Origin of the sequence: Ferrimonas sp. (genome assembly GCF_048263965.1) — a bacterium.
Lineage (GTDB): Bacteria > Pseudomonadota > Gammaproteobacteria > Enterobacterales > Shewanellaceae > Ferrimonas.
This window is the reverse complement of the sequence record NZ_JBLXDO010000016.1, coordinates 12995-29435: the sequence shown is the minus strand read 5'-3', so window position 1 is coordinate 29435 and position 16441 is coordinate 12995. Positions and strand designations below refer to the sequence as shown.

General features: G+C 62.2%; 14 protein-coding genes. 6 read left to right on the top strand and 8 right to left on the bottom strand.

The features are described 5' to 3' along the window. Nucleotides 1-60: 60 nt before the first annotated feature. A complete protein-coding gene (locus ACN0RV_RS13945) occupies nucleotides 61-489 on the bottom strand; it encodes a YbaN family protein (RefSeq protein WP_417348419.1) in 429 nt (142 codons plus the stop codon). Between the two features lie 126 nt (nucleotides 490-615). On the opposite strand from ACN0RV_RS13945, the gene ACN0RV_RS13940 reads away from it, so the two are divergent. Further along, a complete protein-coding gene (locus tag ACN0RV_RS13940; protein ID WP_417348418.1) occupies nucleotides 616-759 on the top strand; it encodes a DUF3149 domain-containing protein in 144 nt (47 codons plus the stop codon). A 104-nt stretch (nucleotides 760-863) separates the two neighbouring features. On the opposite strand, the gene ACN0RV_RS13935 is transcribed toward ACN0RV_RS13940, so the two are convergent. From ACN0RV_RS13935 to ACN0RV_RS13925, 3 genes are all read right to left on the bottom strand, one after another. After that, entirely contained in the window at nucleotides 864-1283 is a 420-nt protein-coding gene (locus tag ACN0RV_RS13935; protein ID WP_417348416.1) for a YbaN family protein, read from the bottom strand. Continuing rightward, a complete protein-coding gene (locus ACN0RV_RS13930; RefSeq protein ID WP_417348414.1) occupies nucleotides 1280-4951 on the bottom strand; it encodes a response regulator in 3672 nt (1223 codons plus the stop codon). The genes ACN0RV_RS13935 and ACN0RV_RS13930 overlap by 4 nt, the downstream gene beginning before the upstream one ends. 124 nt (nucleotides 4952-5075) lie before the next feature. Beyond that, nucleotides 5076-6467, bottom strand: coding sequence for a PhoH family protein (locus ACN0RV_RS13925; RefSeq protein WP_417348413.1), 1392 nt, complete (start codon nucleotides 6465-6467; stop codon nucleotides 5076-5078). Between the two features lie 193 nt (nucleotides 6468-6660). Here ACN0RV_RS13925 and rapA point away from each other — a divergent pair, with 193 nt between their 5' ends. Further along, on the top strand, nucleotides 6661-9567 hold the full coding sequence (gene rapA / locus ACN0RV_RS13920) for an RNA polymerase-associated protein RapA (RefSeq protein WP_417348411.1): 2907 nt from the start codon (nucleotides 6661-6663) through the stop codon (nucleotides 9565-9567). A 49-nt stretch (nucleotides 9568-9616) separates the two neighbouring features. Here rapA and ACN0RV_RS13915 read toward each other — a convergent pair whose 3' ends face one another. Beyond that, nucleotides 9617-9886 carry a hypothetical protein gene (locus ACN0RV_RS13915; RefSeq protein WP_417348409.1) on the bottom strand — a complete coding sequence of 90 codons (270 nt, stop codon included), beginning with the start codon at nucleotides 9884-9886 and terminating at the stop codon, nucleotides 9617-9619. Nucleotides 9887-10026: 140 nt separating this feature from the next. Here ACN0RV_RS13915 and ACN0RV_RS13910 point away from each other — a divergent pair, with 140 nt between their 5' ends. Beyond that, complete coding sequence (locus tag ACN0RV_RS13910; protein ID WP_417348407.1) at nucleotides 10027-10623, top strand: DUF3530 family protein; 597 nt, start codon at nucleotides 10027-10029, stop codon at nucleotides 10621-10623. Between the two features lie 206 nt (nucleotides 10624-10829). Continuing rightward, the gene (gene mgtE / locus ACN0RV_RS13905; RefSeq protein WP_417348405.1) at nucleotides 10830-12173 is read left to right on the top strand and encodes a magnesium transporter; all 1344 of its coding nucleotides are present in this window, start codon (nucleotides 10830-10832) and stop codon (nucleotides 12171-12173) included. 50 nt (nucleotides 12174-12223) lie between these two features. Here mgtE and ACN0RV_RS13900 read toward each other — a convergent pair whose 3' ends face one another. Next, nucleotides 12224-14044, bottom strand: coding sequence for a serine/threonine protein kinase (locus ACN0RV_RS13900; RefSeq protein ID WP_417348403.1), 1821 nt, complete (start codon nucleotides 14042-14044; stop codon nucleotides 12224-12226). A 175-nt stretch (nucleotides 14045-14219) separates the two neighbouring features. On the opposite strand from ACN0RV_RS13900, the gene ACN0RV_RS13895 reads away from it, so the two are divergent. Both ACN0RV_RS13895 and ACN0RV_RS13890 read left to right on the top strand, forming a co-directional pair. Further along, nucleotides 14220-14579, top strand: coding sequence for a hypothetical protein (locus tag ACN0RV_RS13895; RefSeq protein ID WP_028109727.1), 360 nt, complete (start codon nucleotides 14220-14222; stop codon nucleotides 14577-14579). 60 nt (nucleotides 14580-14639) lie between these two features. Further along, nucleotides 14640-15293 (top strand): thiopurine S-methyltransferase, encoded by a 654-nt coding sequence (locus ACN0RV_RS13890; RefSeq protein ID WP_417348401.1) that lies wholly within the window; start codon nucleotides 14640-14642, stop codon nucleotides 15291-15293. A 16-nt stretch (nucleotides 15294-15309) separates the two neighbouring features. Here the strand turns inward: ACN0RV_RS13890 and ACN0RV_RS13885 are convergent, their stop codons facing one another. Both ACN0RV_RS13885 and ACN0RV_RS13880 read right to left on the bottom strand, forming a co-directional pair. Continuing rightward, on the bottom strand, nucleotides 15310-16212 hold the full coding sequence (locus ACN0RV_RS13885; protein WP_417348399.1) for a lysine exporter LysO family protein: 903 nt from the start codon (nucleotides 16210-16212) through the stop codon (nucleotides 15310-15312). 51 nt (nucleotides 16213-16263) lie between these two features. Beyond that, nucleotides 16264-16419 carry a hypothetical protein gene (locus tag ACN0RV_RS13880; protein ID WP_417348397.1) on the bottom strand — a complete coding sequence of 52 codons (156 nt, stop codon included), beginning with the start codon at nucleotides 16417-16419 and terminating at the stop codon, nucleotides 16264-16266. Between the last annotated feature and the right edge of the window lie 22 nt (nucleotides 16420-16441).

Here is a 16441-nt window from a genome sequence, read left to right as displayed (position 1 = left end):
CACGATGAACATGGGGCTAAGCCCCGGATTTTCCCAGTCTATGTGGCTTTGTGGAGTTGCTCAACCCGTGACGGCTTCGGCGGAGGGGGAGAGGCGGTGCCACAGGTGCAGGCTCACGCCAAGACCGACGCACGCCAGCAGCAGTTTGACCAGCACCAGGGGCGCCAGGAGGATCGCCAGAGTCATGCCCAGCCACAGGCTGCCCAGGGTCAGGGCAAACTGCCTGGGTGTGACCGGCCGACGGTTCAGGTAGGCATCCAGGGGCGGCCCGAACCAGGGGTGGTTCACCAGCCAGCGCTGACAGGCGGGGTGGGCGCGGCTGAAGCAGACGCTGGCCAGCAGCAGGAAAGGCACTGTGGGCAGCAGGGGCAGGGCGATCCCCAGCAGAGCCAACAGCAGGCACAGGCCCCCCGGGATCAGCCAGGGCCAGTTGATCTCATGCACCAGCGCAACCGACTGTAACTGCGAGGTGGCTGCAGCAGTTTTCACTGAAGTAACTGGGGTTTTACCTCTGCTTATCATTTGTGCAACACTCCTTGATCCGGATCATAGGGGTCATTTTTTGACTGGGCTAGGGTGGATTTCGAACAGTTTTGCATCAACAAGGAGTCCCCCATGTCACATTGGCTATCACTGATCATGGAAAGCCCCATCGGATGGATGTCCCTTCTGGTTATTCTGGCCACCTGCGGCGTCGTGGGTTACATCGGCTGGATGTTCTGGAAAAAATCCGAGCTGCCGCCTACTCAACACCGGTAACGATAATTATTCTCATTTGGTTTGGTGAGATCAAGGCAGGGCTCTCCGGGATTGCGGAGTGCGTGATCCCGGTCACGGTTTGATTTGGGGGCTTGGGTTCAGCGTCAGTCGGTGAGCCTGGGCAAGCGGGCCAGATGGATGGAGACCCCCAGGCCTATGGTGGCCAGCAGAATCTGTACCTCGGGCACCGGCGCCAGGTAGATGGCCAGGGCCATCCCGATCCAGATGCTCACCAGGCTGCCCAGCAGCTGGCGCAGGGTCAGCCCGCGCCGCTCCAGGTAGTTGCGAATGACCGGCCCCAGGAGCCTGTGGTTGAACAGCCAGGCCTGCATCCGGGCGGATGAGCGGCTGAAGCAGGCGGCCGCCAGCAGCAGGAAGGGCACCGTCGGCAGCAGCGGCAGAAACATCCCCACCAATCCCAGTCCGGCACACAGGGTGCCGACCCCGATCAGCAGGTAGCGGGTCAGGGGCGCGCGCCGGTAGGTTTTCACCTTGGCCGGAGTGGGCTCGGACTGCTGCTTCATCCGCGCACCTCTTCACCCAGCCAGCGCTTCACCGTGGCGAACAGCTCCGGCAGGATGATCGGCTTGGTGATGTGGTCGTTCATCCCCGCGGCCAGACTCTTCTCCCGGTCGCCGGTCATGGCGTGGGCGGTCATGGCGATCACCGGCAGGGTCTGGGCGTCGGCGAACTGACGTATGGTCTTGGTGGCGGTGAGGCCATCCATCACCGGCATCTGGATATCCATCAGCACCAGATCGAAGGGTTCCGCCTTGGCCAGGTCCACGGCGATCTGGCCGTTTTCCGCCACGGTGACCCGATAGCCGGCGCTCTTGAGCAGTTCGGTGGCCACCTGCTGGTTGATCAGGTTGTCCTCCACCAGCAGGATGTGGGCCTGGGTTTCCGGCTCCTCCCCCTTCTCCTCTTCGACCTTGGGCTTGCTGGTGTCATCCGGACCCAGGGTCAGGGCCAGCTGATCATAGAGGTAGGAAGCGTCAAACGGCTTCTGCAGTACCGCGTCGATGCGGCCATCCTCCACCAGGGCGGTGAGTGAGCTGCCGGTGTAGGCGGTCATGATCAGTATGATGGGGCGCTTCTCCAGGGTGCCGTCAGCCACCATCTCGTCGATCCGTTTCACCACCTCGATGCCATCCATGTCCGGCATCATCCAGTCCAGCAGCAGCAGATCCGGCGTCTGCTTGCCCAGGCTGGTGACCGCCTGCTGACCGTTCTGGGCCAGCTCGACATTGAACTGGAAGCCGCGCAGGTAGGTGGAGTAGATCTGCAGGGCGGTGGGGCTGTCGTCCACCACCAGGGCGGTGAACTGACCGCCATGGGGCGCCCGCAGACGGGTGTCCTGGGGCGGTTGCTCCACCCGCTTGGCGTCGATGGTAAAGCTGAAGGTGGAACCCTGTCCCGGGGTGCTGCGTACCGTCAGGTCTCCGCCCATCAGGTTCACCAGGTGCTTGCTGATGGAGAGGCCGAGGCCGGTGCCGCCGAAACGGCGGGTGGTGGAGCCGTCCGCCTGGTTGAAGGCGTCAAACAGGTGCTTCTGCTTCTCCTCCTCGATGCCGATGCCGGTATCCCGCACCCAGAACTTGAGACGGATGCGGCCGTTGTGCTCCTTGAGATCCTCACAGCCCAGCTCCACCTCGCCGTTCTCGGTGAACTTCACTGCGTTGGAGAGCAGGTTGATCAGCACCTGCCCCAGTCGCAGGGGGTCGCCAATCAGGTGCAGGTTGGCACTGACCGAGGAGAACAGCTGCAGATCCACCCCCTTCTCCTGGGCCTTGATGGCGTTGAGGCTGACCGCGTGCTCCAGCACCTGATCCAGGCTGAAGCGGGTCTGCTCCAGCTCCAGCTTGCCCGCCTCGATCTTGGAGAAGTCGAGGATGTCGTTGATGATCCGCAGCAGGGATTCGGCGCTGTACTTGGCCTTCTCCAGGTAGTCCTTCTGCTTGGGGTTGAGTTCGGTGCGCAGGGCCAGGTGCATCATGCCGATGATGGCGTTCATCGGCGTGCGGATCTCGTGACTCATGTTGGCCAGAAACTCGCTCTTGGTGACGTTGGCCAGTTCCGCATCCTGTTTGGCTTCCAGCAGAATCACCTCGTGTTCCTTCTGCTGGGTGATGTCCTTGTGGGTCCCCAGCAGACGTTTGGGTTCGCCCTCCTCATCCCGCTCCACCAGGCTGCCCCGGGAGAGGATCCAGCGGTAGTGACCATCCTTGCCTTTCATCCGGAACTCGACGTTGAACGGGGTGCTGGAGTCGTCCAGGTAGGCGTCGATGTAGCTCTCTACCCGTTGGCGGTCGTCCGGGTGCATCAGTCGGTAGTAGGTCTCGATCAGCAGGGGGAATTCGCCCGGTTCATAGCCGAGCATGGTGTAGTAGGCCGGGTTACAGATCAGCTGGTTGGCATCCAGGTACCAGTCCCACACCCCGTCTTCCACCGAGTCCATGGCCAGGTGGTAACGCTCCTCGGATTGCTTCAGCTTCTCCTGCTGTTCCGACTCGCGGGTGACGTCCCGCCAGACGATGATCAGCCCCAGCAGTTCACCGCGGCCGTTGTAGAAGGGCAGCTTGAGGATGTCCATCAGCAGGGTGCGGCCGTTGTGCTCGCTCTGCTCACGGTAGCGCAGGGGTACCCGATCCCGCAGGATGCGGGCGTTCTCTTCGGCAATGCGCTTGCCCTCGTCACCGCCGAGGATGTCATTGACCGTCAGCCCCAGCAGTTCGCTCTCCTTGTGACCCATCAGGGTCTCGGCGGAGCGGTTGCAGCCGAGGATGCGCCCCTCCACATCCTTGAACATGATCGCCTCGGGCATGGCATCGATCAGCGAGCGCATCAGGGAGAAGTCCCGCTCGCGGCGCTCGTTGGCTTCCCGCAGGCGGGCGGTGCGCTTGGCCACCAGTTTGTCCAGGCGTCGGTTCTGTGCCGCCAGGTGTTGGGTGTATTGCTGGTTCTCTTCGAAGGTGCGGGAGATCAGCTCAAACCAGGGCTCCCAACCCTGGATCACCCGCTCCGGGGGCGGGGTGGGCTGATGGGCACAATCCTCAAGGTGGTTCAGCAGCTTGGACGCCGGGCTGACGAAGGCGCGCCGGGTCAGCCAGTGGACCACGGTCACCAGCAGGGAGAGGGCGATGATCACCATCAGGAAGGTGGACTCCAGCTTCTCCCAGGCGTCCGCCACCACCTCCTGCTCCGGCTGCAGGTAAAGCAGGGACCAGGGGGCGTTGCTCAGCTTCACCGCTCGCACGTAGTAGCCGTTGATCAGCCTGGCCTTGCTGTCATCCAGCAGCTGCTCCAGAGGCACGTTGTGCAGTTGGGCGGGGATCCGCTGGCTGAGGTGATAGGTGCGGGGCAGCTCGTCCAGGTGCATGTCCGGGTAGGAGAGCACGTTGTTGGCGCGGTCCAGCAACAGCACGGTGCCGGGCAGGTCGAAGTAGCGCTCGATCTGCTCGGTCAGGGTGGAGAGCTTCAGCTCCATGTAGATGGCGGACAGGAAGGTGTCCCCGACGTACACCGGGATCCCCACCGTGGTGGCCAGTTTGTCGTCGGTGGTGCGGTGGGCGTCGGACCAGAACACCTTGCGATCCGGATTGAGCTCGGGGCCCGCCATGTCAAACAGCGGGTTCTCCAGCATCTGGGGTTCAAACTGATGGTCCGGTCCCGGCCAGGGGTAGATGGACATCATGTGCTGCTTGGACAGGTAGTAGATGTTGGCACTCTTGGGCGCCATCTGCTTGGTCACCGGCATGCTCAGGGACATCTGGTAGAGGGTGTCCAGCTCCCGATAGAACAGGGGAGAGCGGCCATCCAGCGGACCTTCACCGGAGATGTGCCCCTTTTCGGCGAAGGTGTGCCGGGCGTTGCGGTAATCCGGACGCAGGGAGAAGCGCTCCCCCTCGAGAATAAACTGGTTGTGGGAGGAGATCTGGTTCAGCTGGGTGGCATCGGAGTTGCGCATATGGATGGCGGTGAACTCCTGCAGCGCCTGTACCGCCCGGATGCTGGCGTCCAGCAGCAGTTCCACCTGGTGGGAGTGCTGGGTGACCTGCTCGACCTTCTCCTCCAGCAGCTGTTCCTTCTGCTTGGTGAATACGCCAGCCGCCACCAGCAGGGAGAGAACCACCACCCCCAGGTAGGTGTAGAACACGGCTTTGTTGTAGTTGTTGAGAATCGGCGTCTTCACGGTGCGCTTTTCCAGGTGCGAACTTGCTGAGAAGGCACCAGTGTAACAGAGGTGAGGGTTATTGATCTTGTAGAAGGAAGCTGAGGCGCCTGCACCATACAGGCGCCATCAAGAGTGACTGCCGTTACATCTCCTGTTCGGCAAACTTGGCCAGTCGCGAGCGCACCACGCCGTTGAGGTAGACGTTGGCACTGCCCTCGAACATCTTGAAGCGTTCGACCACATAGGTGAGCCCCGAGGTCACCGCGGTCAGGTAGTTGGAGTCGATCTGCGCCAGGTTGCCGGAGCAGACCAGCTTGGTGCCTTCGCCCATGCGGGTGATGATGGTCTTCAGTTGAGAGGGGGTCAGGTTCTGGCACTCATCCAGCAGTACGAAGGCGTTCTGGATGGAGCGACCGCGCATAAAGTTAATGGACTTAAACTGGATGTTGGCCTTGTCCATGATGTACTGCAGGCTGCCCGCAGGGCTCTCATCCTGCTTGTGCAGCACCTCCAGGGTGTCGGTCACCGCTGCCAGCCAGGGGGCCATCTTCTCCTCCTCGGTGCCCGGCAGGAAGCCGATGGACTCGGCGATCTCCGGGGTGTTGCGGGTGACGATCACCTTGTCATACAGCCGGTGCTCCACCACCTGCTCCAGGGCGGCGGCCAGGGAGAGCAGGGTTTTACCTGACCCGGCGGGACCGGTGAGGATCACCATGTCGATCTCCGGGTCCATCAGCGCTTGCAGCGCCATGCCCTGGTAGATGTTCTTGGGGTTGATGCCCCAGGCGTGGTAACCCATCAGCCTGTCCTGGCTGAGGTCGCGGATCACCACCTGACGGTCATTGACCGATTTCACCTGACCGCAGAAATCCTTGCTGTCATCGATCAGGTACTGGTTCAGGTAGAGAGACTCCTCCTCCAGGGCCTCCCGAGGCAGGGTGTGGTACACCTCCCGGCCAAATTGTTCACTGGTGACCTCCTTGATCCGCTCCCACAGGCTACCTTTAAGTTCGGCAAAGCCCTTGGCCAGGAACTGGATGTCGTCCACCAGCTGATCGGTACGGTAGTCCTCCACTTTCTCCAGGCCGGCACCCTTGGCCTTCAGGCGCATGTTGATGTCCTTGGTGACCAGGACAATCTCGTCGTTGCCGCTCTGCTGCAGATAGAGGGCGGAGTTGATGATCAGGTTGTCGTTGTTGTCGCCGGGCAGGGCCACGGGGTTGGTGAAGGTGATCTGGTGGTCGGGGAAGATGGAGAGGGTGCCCAGATCCTCCTCTGGGGCATTGGGGTGATTGAGCGGTACCCCCTTGAGAATCTGTTCTGGTGAGGCGTCGCTGAGGCAATCTTCCAGGGTGCGGATGGCGACACGGGCATCGCGGCTGACGTCTTTTCGGCGGTCCTTAATTTGGTCGAGTTCTTCGAGGACGGTCATGGGAATGACCACATCGTGCTCTTTGAATGAGTAAATGGCGAGGGGTTCGTGCAGCAATACGTTGGTATCCAGCACAAAGCGTCTTTTGTTCTCTAAACCCATGGCACCTCCACTATGACGTATGGAATTTAGGCTAGGCTCGACAGATAACAGTTCTATGACAGCTTCAACCCTAACATGGCAGATGGGCGGCCGTTTGACCAGTACAATTTGAGGGTGAATCACCGGCCGGCTTCCGGTAACATACGCCCCCTTTTCAGCCCACTAGCCGAAATAATTAGGAGTCAACTCATCCATGTCATTTGCTCTCGGACAACGTTGGATCAGCGACGCTGAATCTGACCTGGGCCTGGGTACCGTGGTCGCCATCGAAGGGCGTATGGTCACGGTTCTGTTCCCCGCTACCGGAGACAACCGCATGTTCGCCAGGGAGGACGCCCCGCTGACCAGGGTGGTGTTCAATCCCGGCGATACCATCATCAGCCACGAGGGATGGACCCTGGAGGTGGAAGCGGTGCACGACAGGGATGGTCTGCTCTCCTACGAGGGCGTCCGCAGCGACACCGGCGACAACGACACCCTGCGCGAAACCATGCTGGATCACCAGATCCGCTTCAACAAGCCTCAGGACCGCCTGTTTGCCGGTCAGGTCGATCGCATGGAGTACTTCGTCACCCGCTACCTGAGCCAGCGTCAGCGCCACGCCATGCTGAAGAATCCCCTGCGCGCCCTGCAGGGTCCCCGTGCCGGCCTGATCCCTCACCAGCTCTACATCGCCAATGAAGTGGGCCGTCGCCATGGGCCGCGGGTCCTGCTGGCGGACGAAGTGGGTCTGGGTAAGACCATCGAGGCGGGCCACATCCTGCATCAGCAGCTGCTCTCCGGTAAGGCTCAGCGGGTGCTGATCCTGGTGCCCGAGACCCTGCAGCACCAGTGGCTGGTGGAGATGCTGCGTCGCTTCAGCCTGCGCTTCTCCCTGTTTGATGAGGAGCGCTGCATCGAGGCCCTGGCCGACTGCGACAACCCCTTTGAAACCGAACAGCTGGTGATCTGCTCTCTGGACCTGCTGCGCAAGAAGAGCCGCCTCCAGCAAGCCCTGGACGCCGACTGGGATCTGTTGGTGGTGGACGAAGCCCACCACCTGGAGTGGAGTGAGTCTGCCCCCAGCCGCGCCTACCAGGTGGTGGAGCAGCTGGCACAGGCGATCCCCGGCGTGCTGCTGCTGACCGCCACCCCGGATCAGCTGGGCCACCAGAGCCACTTCGCCCGTCTGCGTCTGCTGGACCCGGATCGTTTCTACGATTACAACGCCTTCACCCAGGAGGAGCAGAGCTACCAACAGGTGGCCGACGCCGCCGACGCCCTGCTGGCGGAGCGCCCCCTGTCCCAGGAGGAGCAGCAGGCGCTGGCCGGTCTGCTCAAGGAGAGCGACATCTCCAGCGAACTGACCACCATCCAGAGCGGCGACGATGAGGCGCGCAGCGCCGCCTGTCAGGCCCTGGTGAAGGAGCTGTTGGACCGTCACGGCACCAGCCGGGTGCTGTTCCGTAACACCCGCAGCGGCGTCTCCGGCTTCCAGGGGCGTGAGCTGAACCTGCATGCCATGGCGATGCCCAAACAGTACGCCACCGCCATGCGGGTGAACGCCATGCTGGGGGGCGGCACCGCCAACCAGAAGCTGATGAATCAGCTCTACCCTGAGAAGCTCTACCAGGAGTTTGAAGGGGCCAACGGCACCACCAGCTGGTGGCAGTTCGACCCCCGTGTCGAGTGGATGATGGAGTTCCTCAAGGCCAACCGCAGCAAGAAGGTGCTGGTGATCACCTCCAAGGCGGCCACCGCCCTGCAGCTGGAGGAGGCGATGCGCATCCGTGAGGGGATCCTGGCGTCGGTGTTCCACGAGGGGATGTCCATCCTGGAGCGTGACAAGGCCGCCGCCTTCTTCGCCCAACAGGAGGGCGGCGCCCAGGTGTTGATCTGTTCCGAGATCGGTTCCGAGGGTCGTAACTTCCAGTTTGCCCATCAGCTGATCATGTTCGACCTGCCGCTGAACCCGGACCTGCTGGAGCAGCGCATCGGTCGTCTGGACCGCATCGGCCAGAACAGCACGGTGCAGATCCACGTGCCCTACATCGAAGGCACCGCCCAGTATGCCCTGCTGCGCTGGTACCACGAGGGGATGAGTGCCTTTACCGAGACCTGCCCAAGCGGTCACCTGCTTCACGGCGAGTTTGGCGAACAGATGCTGGATCTGCTCTCCGGTGAGCAGGATGAGCAAGCGCTGGGTGCCCTGATTCAGGCCACCGCCGAGCGCAACGCCGAGCACAAGGCCAAGGCGGAAGCGGGCCGTGACAAGCTGCTGGAGCTCAACTCCCACGGCGGCGCGGCAGCCGATGCCCTGGTGACTGCCCTGGAAGAGGCGGACGAAGACACCGACTTCATCAGCTTCATGCTGAAGCTGTGGGACGTGATTGGCGTCGCCCAGGACGACAAGGGTGAGAACGCCGTGGTGCTGCAGCCCACGGAGCAGATGCTGTTCCCCAGCTATCCGGGTCTGCCGGAAGATGGCCTGTCGGTCACCTTCGACCGTGACACCGCCCTCTCCCGCGAGGATTTCCAGTTCCTGACGCCGGCCCACCCCCTGGTGGCCTCCGGCATCGATCTGGTGACCTCAAGCGATACCGGCAGCACCAACGTCGCCCTGCTGAAGAACAAGGCACTGCCCGCAGGCACCCTGTTCCTGGAGATGATCTTCCTGGTGGAGGCGGTGGCACCCAGCGAGGTGCAGATCGGTCGCTTCCTGCCCCCCACTCCGGTGCGGGTACTGCTGGACAAGACAGGCAAGGACCTGGCGGCCAACGTCAGCTTCGACAGCTTCAACCGTCAGCTGACCCCGCTGAACCGCCACACCGCCACCAAGCTGGTGAGTGCCAGCCAGGCGCTGCTCCATGGGTTGATCAAGCAGGGTGACGAGCTGGCCCAGGCTCAATTGAGTGGTCTGGTGGCCGAGGCGGAGCAGGAGATGACCCGTCAGCTGGGTGGCGAACTGGGTCGCCTGGAGGCCCTCAAAAAGGTGAACCCCAACATTCGTGACAGCGAGCTGGATGCGGTGCGGGAGCAGATCAGCATGGTCAGCGCCCACCTGGGCCGGGCCCAGGTCCATCTGGACGCCCTGCGGATGATTGTGGTCACGCCGGAATAACAACGAAAAAGGCTGCCAATCGGCAGCCTTTTTTCTATCGGGATAGCGGTTAATCCCGCCGCTCGACCACTTCGCCCTCGATGATCACCCCGGAGGCATGATCCACGTCTGTGTCTCTGTGGGAGCTGGTGCGCCCGGGGCGCCGGTAGCGCCACACCGCATTCATGGCCCAGAACACCAGGCTGGCCAACAGCACCAGAGGCAGCATCAGCAGCAGCAGTGGCACCATCAGCAGCAGCAAGAGCAGGCTGAAGCCTGAGGGCTTGATGATGCGGAACCTGTGTTGCCAACCTGCAATGCCGCTGGAGAACTGATTCATATTCCGTCCTATCTTTTTCATCTGTCGGAAAAACGTACACCTATATGTATTGTAAAGCCCCTTGGGCCGATGACAAGGGGGTGGGGCTAGTTGTCACAGGGTGGTACAGTGTGGGTCAAGTTGTATGTCCAAAATGCCCCATGCTGTTACGAACTCTGCTGATTCTGTTGATTGCCGTTCATCCTGTCCTGCAGGCCGCCGAGCGTCTGACCCCCAGCCACACCGCCGGCACCCTGGGTGAAGTGCTGCTGGTGGCGCCCCAGGGGGCCCCGGGTTTCGCCGCCCTGGCCACCGCCCTGGAGACTCAGCTGCCCGAGTACGGTTGGCAGGTCAGGCGCATTGATGCCCTGCCCGAGACCGCCCCGGATCCCGACAGTGTCTGGTTGGTGGAGGGGGCCACCGCCGGATCCCTGGCCAGCCGCATGGCCGAGCAGAGTTGGTTGACGCCCCAGGCCCTGGTGCTGATAGGGGGCTATCAAACCGGTGAACCTGCCCTGGGTCAGTTTCTGGTGGACCTGCCGTCGGCGGTGCTGGATGTGGTTTCCGACTGGGATCACCCCCTGGCCCTGGCGGACCGGCTGGACCGCAAGCGCCAAGCCAAACGTAGTAACAAAACCAACTACCGTCAATGGCGTAGCTACCTCAACTACCATGAGGGGGAGGACCACGATGAGCTGGTCAGTCGCATCCATGGCTGGTTAAAGCGGCAGTTGCGCGCCTCCACAGGCATTCGTTGAATATACTGCCTTGAGTTGACTGGGAATTAGCCCTACAATCGGCGCGCCAAATTTTTTGAGTGGATCAAAATGGACCCTAGCACGAGTAGTCCCAGTTGGGACATCACTAAAGACTCGAATACAAAGCTGATTGACGGCACCGAAGCCCGCCGCTGATAGGGATCCCTCCCTCCTCATGCATGCTTCGTGGCCAATGGAGATGAAGCATGCAAAAAGACAACCTTTTTGCCACCCTGGAAACCGCAGTAATCGCCGGCGACAAACAGTCTGCCCGGGCGACACTGGAGCTTGCCCACCCGGCGGACATTGCCGAAGCGATCTGTGAGTTCACTGCCCAGCAGGCGGTGCACTTCCTGTCCCTGTTGTCCCTGCCGGATCACGCGGTGCTCTTCGGCTACCTCACCCCCCATGCCCAGGCGGAGATCGCCCGGGAGATGAGCCGCAACGACCTGGCGGCGCTGTTCTCGCAGATGGAAGCGGATGAGCGGGCTGACCTGTTCAACCGCTTGAGTGAAGAGGATCAGCACACCCTGCTGCCCGGCCTGGCCCAGGCGGAGCGGGAAGATGTGCGCCGCCTGGCCAGCTATCCGGAGGAGACCGCCGGGGCACTGATGACCTCGGACTACGCCACCCTGCGCGGCCATTGGCCGGTGCGCAAGGCGCTGAAGAAGCTGCGTCTGGAGGCGCCGGACAAGGAGACCATCTACCAGACCTATGTGATTGACGCCAACCGTCACCTGATGGGGACCCTCTCCCTGCGTGAGCTGATCCTGGCCAATCCCGACCGCCTGGTGGAGGACCTGATGCGTACCGAGGTGGTGCACACCCGGGTGGACGAGGACCAGGAGGTGGTGGCCAAGAAGATTCGACACTACGACCTGCTGGCCCTGCCGGTGCTGGATGCCGAAGATCGCCTGGTGGGCATCGTTACCTACGATGACGCCATGGACGCGGCGGTGGAAGAGGCCACCGAGGATGCTCAGAAGAGTGCGTCGGTCGCCAAGCTGGACGCGCCCATGAACCAGGTGACCGGATGGGAACTGTACCGCAAGCGGGTGTTCTGGCTGGTGCTGCTGGTGTTCGGCAGCCTGCTCTCCGGTGCGGGTATTGCCTATTTCGAGGACACCATCGCCAAGTACGTGGCCCTGGTGTTCTTTATGCCTCTGCTGGTGGGCAGCGGCGGCAACGCCGGCTCCCAGTCGGCGGCCCTGATGGTGCGGGCCCTGGCCACCGGAGAGGTGGCGATGAAGGACTGGGCCAAGGTACTGGGGCGGGAGTTCCTGGTGGCCGGTGCCCTGGGGCTGACCATGGCGGTGGCGGTGTTCGCCCTGGGTTGGTTCCGTGGCGGGGTGGAGATCGCCTGGGTGGTGGCCTTTGCCATGGTGTCGGTGGTGATGGCCGGCTCCCTGATTGGCCTGTGCCTGCCCTTCATCCTCAGCCGGGTGAAGCTGGACCCGGCGACCGCCTCCGGGCCCCTGGTGACCACCATAGTGGACGCCACTGGGGTGCTGATCTACTTCGGTTTTGCGACCACGATTCTCGGGTTGTAATCACCCGGTGAAAAAACAAGAAGCCCTGGCCATGCGCCGGGGTTTTTCGTTTAGGCCCGGGTTTCCCCCAGAGTCTGCCTTGGGGGCATCTGATAGTTTACTGGGTGGCGCTCCCGGTGCACATAATGGCGGGTGTTCTTATAGGGCAGCTTCATGAAGCCGGAGATCCCCTGGTCGCGGATCTGTGGCACCTGGGCCAGAATCCGCCCCAGGCAATCGCGGAACTCCGCTTCCCGTTCGGGATCCAGCAGGCGCAGGTAGGAGTGCAGCTTCATGTGGGTGGGCAGCACCTCGAAGATGATGCAGCCGGTGTGGTGGATGGTGTTGAGTTCCGCCAGGGCGGTCATGATCCCCCTGGGCAGGCGCAGGTTCTCGTCCGGGTCCTGGCCATCCTCGAAGTAGCTGTGCAGTCGGGTCTTGTCCTCCAGCTCGGGCACATCGGACAGATCGAAGCGAATCTGCTGCTCCTGTGACGGTACAAACCCCTGCTGCGGCGTCTCCCGCTCGAAGTGCAGGGTATCCCGGGCGTTGAAGAAACAGGCCTTGAACACCCCCTGATGGGGGATGGACTGGGCCAGTTTCACCAGGTTGTTGACCGCATGGGTAAAGGGGGCCTTGAGGGTAGGGTCGAACAGGTTGAGGCTGGAGTCGATGGCCACCCCGGCACCGTGCCAGTGCAGGGCCAGGCCGCCGAGAATGGGAAACTCCCCCAGCCGCCCTACCGCGGTGACAAAGGCCTTCTCCACATCCCCCATCCCCATCAGGTAGTCCCGGTAGTAGCGGTCAATCTGGATGTCGCCACTGGGCAGGGGGGCGTCCCCCTGGTGCTGCTGCAGGAAGGATTTGCGTGAGCTGTAGGCCACGGTGTCGATCCCTTGGCCAAACTGGTGCACCCACACCGGCAGGGAGGGGGTCAGGCTGGGCTCGGGTAGCACCGGCGGCTGCCAGGCCGGTTCCTGAGTCAGGCGCCGGATAAAGTGGTCGCCTCCCTGGCGCTGCACCTGGGAATCGTCACTCAGCATGGCGTCCAGGGTGTCGGCAAAGGCTTTGGGCAATCCCAGGCTGGCGGCGGGCAGCACGCTGCGTCCGAAGCGGCTGGGCAGGCCCGAGGCCAGGGCATACAGGGTGCCGGCCACCCCCTGTTCATCGAATCGTGGGGAGGAGGGGCGTCCGGCCAGCTGGTCGGCGCCGATAAAATAGAGATCCCCCATGCGGGCGTTGCTGTGCAGGGGTTCACCGCCCACCCCCAGCCCGGTGGCGGCGATGGGCTCGCCGTCGGCGTCCTGCTGGGCGAACACCGCCGAGCCCCAATCGATCAGAGACAGGGTCTGGGACAGGGGATCAAACACCAGGTTGGAGGGCTTGATGTCGCCGTGGACTATGGGGCGGGACAGGTCCTGTCTCAGGTAGCGCAGCAGCTCCGCCAGTTGGCGGGCGATGGCGGCCAGCCAGGTCAGGGGCAGGGGACCGCAGCGCAGGGCCAGCTGAGCCAGGTCCCGGCCGGGCGCCAGGGTCATCACCATGATCCCCTGCAGCTTCAGCTGCTGATAACGGATCAACCTGGGGATGTTGGGGTGATTGACCTGATCCAGCATCCAGGCCTCCTCCTCCAGCCGCGCCTGCAGGTGCACCGGCAGGGTGATGCGGGAGAACTTGAACACCTGCTCCCCCTCGGTGGGGTGGCGGCCGGCGAAGACGAAGCCATACACCCCTTTGCCGACGAAGCGGATCTGCCTGTAACCCAGCCTGGCCAGCTGCTTTTCACACAGCCTCAGCCACTGCTTCAGCTTTTGAGCATCGTCATGTTTCAGAAGATAGATCGACTGCTCTTCAGCGATGTAAAAATGGTGTAGCGGCGCCGTGTCTTTCATGGAACTCCCTGTATTTCACAGCTTTGCAGGTGCTCGCTGGCTAAAGTTGGACTTTTCTTTCCTGTTAAGCCCGGTTACCGCCATAGAAAAGCGTTCATTACCTTGATCAAAATCAAGGGTTTCGGGGCGGTTTATGTGATTATTGGATCCGCATTGTAACATGGGAGACCTAGAGATGGCCGAGGCTGCCGCTGCACCCACAGTCGCCGAGCTGGTTGAGTTGTTAAATTATCCGCGCAACAAGATGCGCGACAACATGGATGTGCGCTTCTGTCCCCACGCGGTATTCTATAACCCAGTGGATGAGCGATGCATCTATTGTCACCAGGGCATGGAGTGTAAGTGGCTGAATCATAACGACGAGCTGGTCGCCGTCGAACGAAAGTCCATGAAGGAGTTTCGTCGTGAGCTGACCCTGGCTTGTGATTACGTTGAGGCTCAGCTAACCCCCGCCCACCTGTCGCGTCGCGCCTGCAGTTGCGATAACTGCAAATGGCTGGAACGCGTGAGGGTGGTACTGTCCAAAGAGTGGTAATGACATTCTTTCAGTGAGCAGGTAAGGTGCCAAGCCTGAACAAAGCAGGATTGGCACTTTATGGACGCATCATTCTGGCACGATAAGTGGGAAAACCAGCTTATCGGCTTTCATCAGGACGAGATTAACCCCTTCCTTAAATCCCACTGGTCGAGCATCGACCACGACAGTGGGCGCATCTTCGTTCCCCTGTGTGGGAAATCCCTGGATATGATCTGGCTGGCGGAGCACGGTGAAACCGTGGTGGGCTGTGAACTCAGTGAACTGGCGGTCTCCAGCTTCTTCGACGAACGCGGTCTGTCACCACAAATCGACCCTCGTCCTCCCCTGAAACGCTTCAGTGCTGGCGCCTATGAGCTTTGGCAGGGCGACATGTTCCAGCTGGACGGTGAGCAGCTGACTCCGCTCAGCGCCTTCTACGACCGGGCGGCGTTGATTGCCCTGCCCGAGGCGATGCGCGCCGAATATTGGCACAAGCTGGCAGGCATGCTGGCGCCCGGCACCCAGGGACTGCTGATCACCCTGGATTACCCTCAGCAGCAGCTTTCCGGGCCACCCTTCTCCGTCAGTGAGGAGCAGGTGCTGACCCTGAGTGACGGCCTGTTCAAGGTCGAACTGCTGGAGCGCATCGATGTGTTGGCGCACAACCCCAGGTTCCTCAACAAGGGAGTCGAGCGCCTGGATGAACTGGTGTTCCGCCTGACCCGGCTGTAGTTCGTCTCAGGGCAACTTAGCCCAGCGACAGCAGGAAGGGGATCAGGATGGGGGTGGCCAGACTCAGCAAAAAGCCCGAGACAATGGCCACCGGCACCACCTTGGGTCCCCCGGTCTGCTGCAGCACCGGCAGGGTGAAATCCATGGCGGTGGCCCCGCCGTAGCCGATGGCGCCGGCGGGGGAGATCCGCATTAGCGCGGGGATCAGCACGATGGCGATCAGCTCCCGGCTGAGATCCGCCAGGAAGGCCACCGAGCCCAGTACCGGTCCCAGACCATCGGTGATCAGAATCCCGGACAGGGAGTACCAGCCAAAGCCCGACGCGAGAATCACCCCGTGCAGCAGCGGCAGATCGTGGATCACCGCGGTCAGGGCGCCGGCGGCCAGGGAGGTGAGGGCGACCACGGCGGCGATGGCCAACCCTCGGGGATTGAGCAGGATGCTGCGCAGCCCCAGGTTGGACCCTCTCAGCTGGATGCCGATGAGCGCCAGCAGCACCATCAGGGCGCCATTGGCGGTCTGCTCGACCAGGCTGTGGGGCAGGGTCACCACCAGCCCCAGCGCCACACCGCCGGCCACCACCAGCGCCAGCTTCAGCGATTCCATCACCAGCTTGCCCAGGGGCTGCTTACTTTGTCCCAGGTCCAGGGCCAGGGGCCAGCGTTTGTCCACCAGGGGCAGGGCCGCCAGGTTCAGGCCCAGGGTCAGAACGATCAGGGTGGCCAGCAACACCCCAATGGTGCCCAGCTCCGACGCCAGGTTGTCTACCTGGGCCAAAGAGAGGCCCATCAGGGCCAGAATCAGATAGACGATGCCACTGAGTACCAAATCGATGCGCGCCAGCAGGCTGCGACTCTTTACAGGCACCAGGTAGCCGCCAAACAGCGGCAGGAGAATGATCAAAGATTCCAGGGACATCAATACTAACCTCGGTTGGGGACACAGCAGGTTAGCAGGGCAGCCCCTGGTCTACAACTTCGACGCCCGGCCTGGGCTCAGGCTGGGTTCACTCAGGGTCAGTAGCTCCACCTTGCCTTTGAGCACCGCGACTATGGTTTTGTCCCGGGTGAAGCTCTGCGGCAGGCGGAACCCTAGCCCGGGCTTTCCCTTTCCGGTGTACGCCACTGGCGAGATTTCAGGCAAGCTG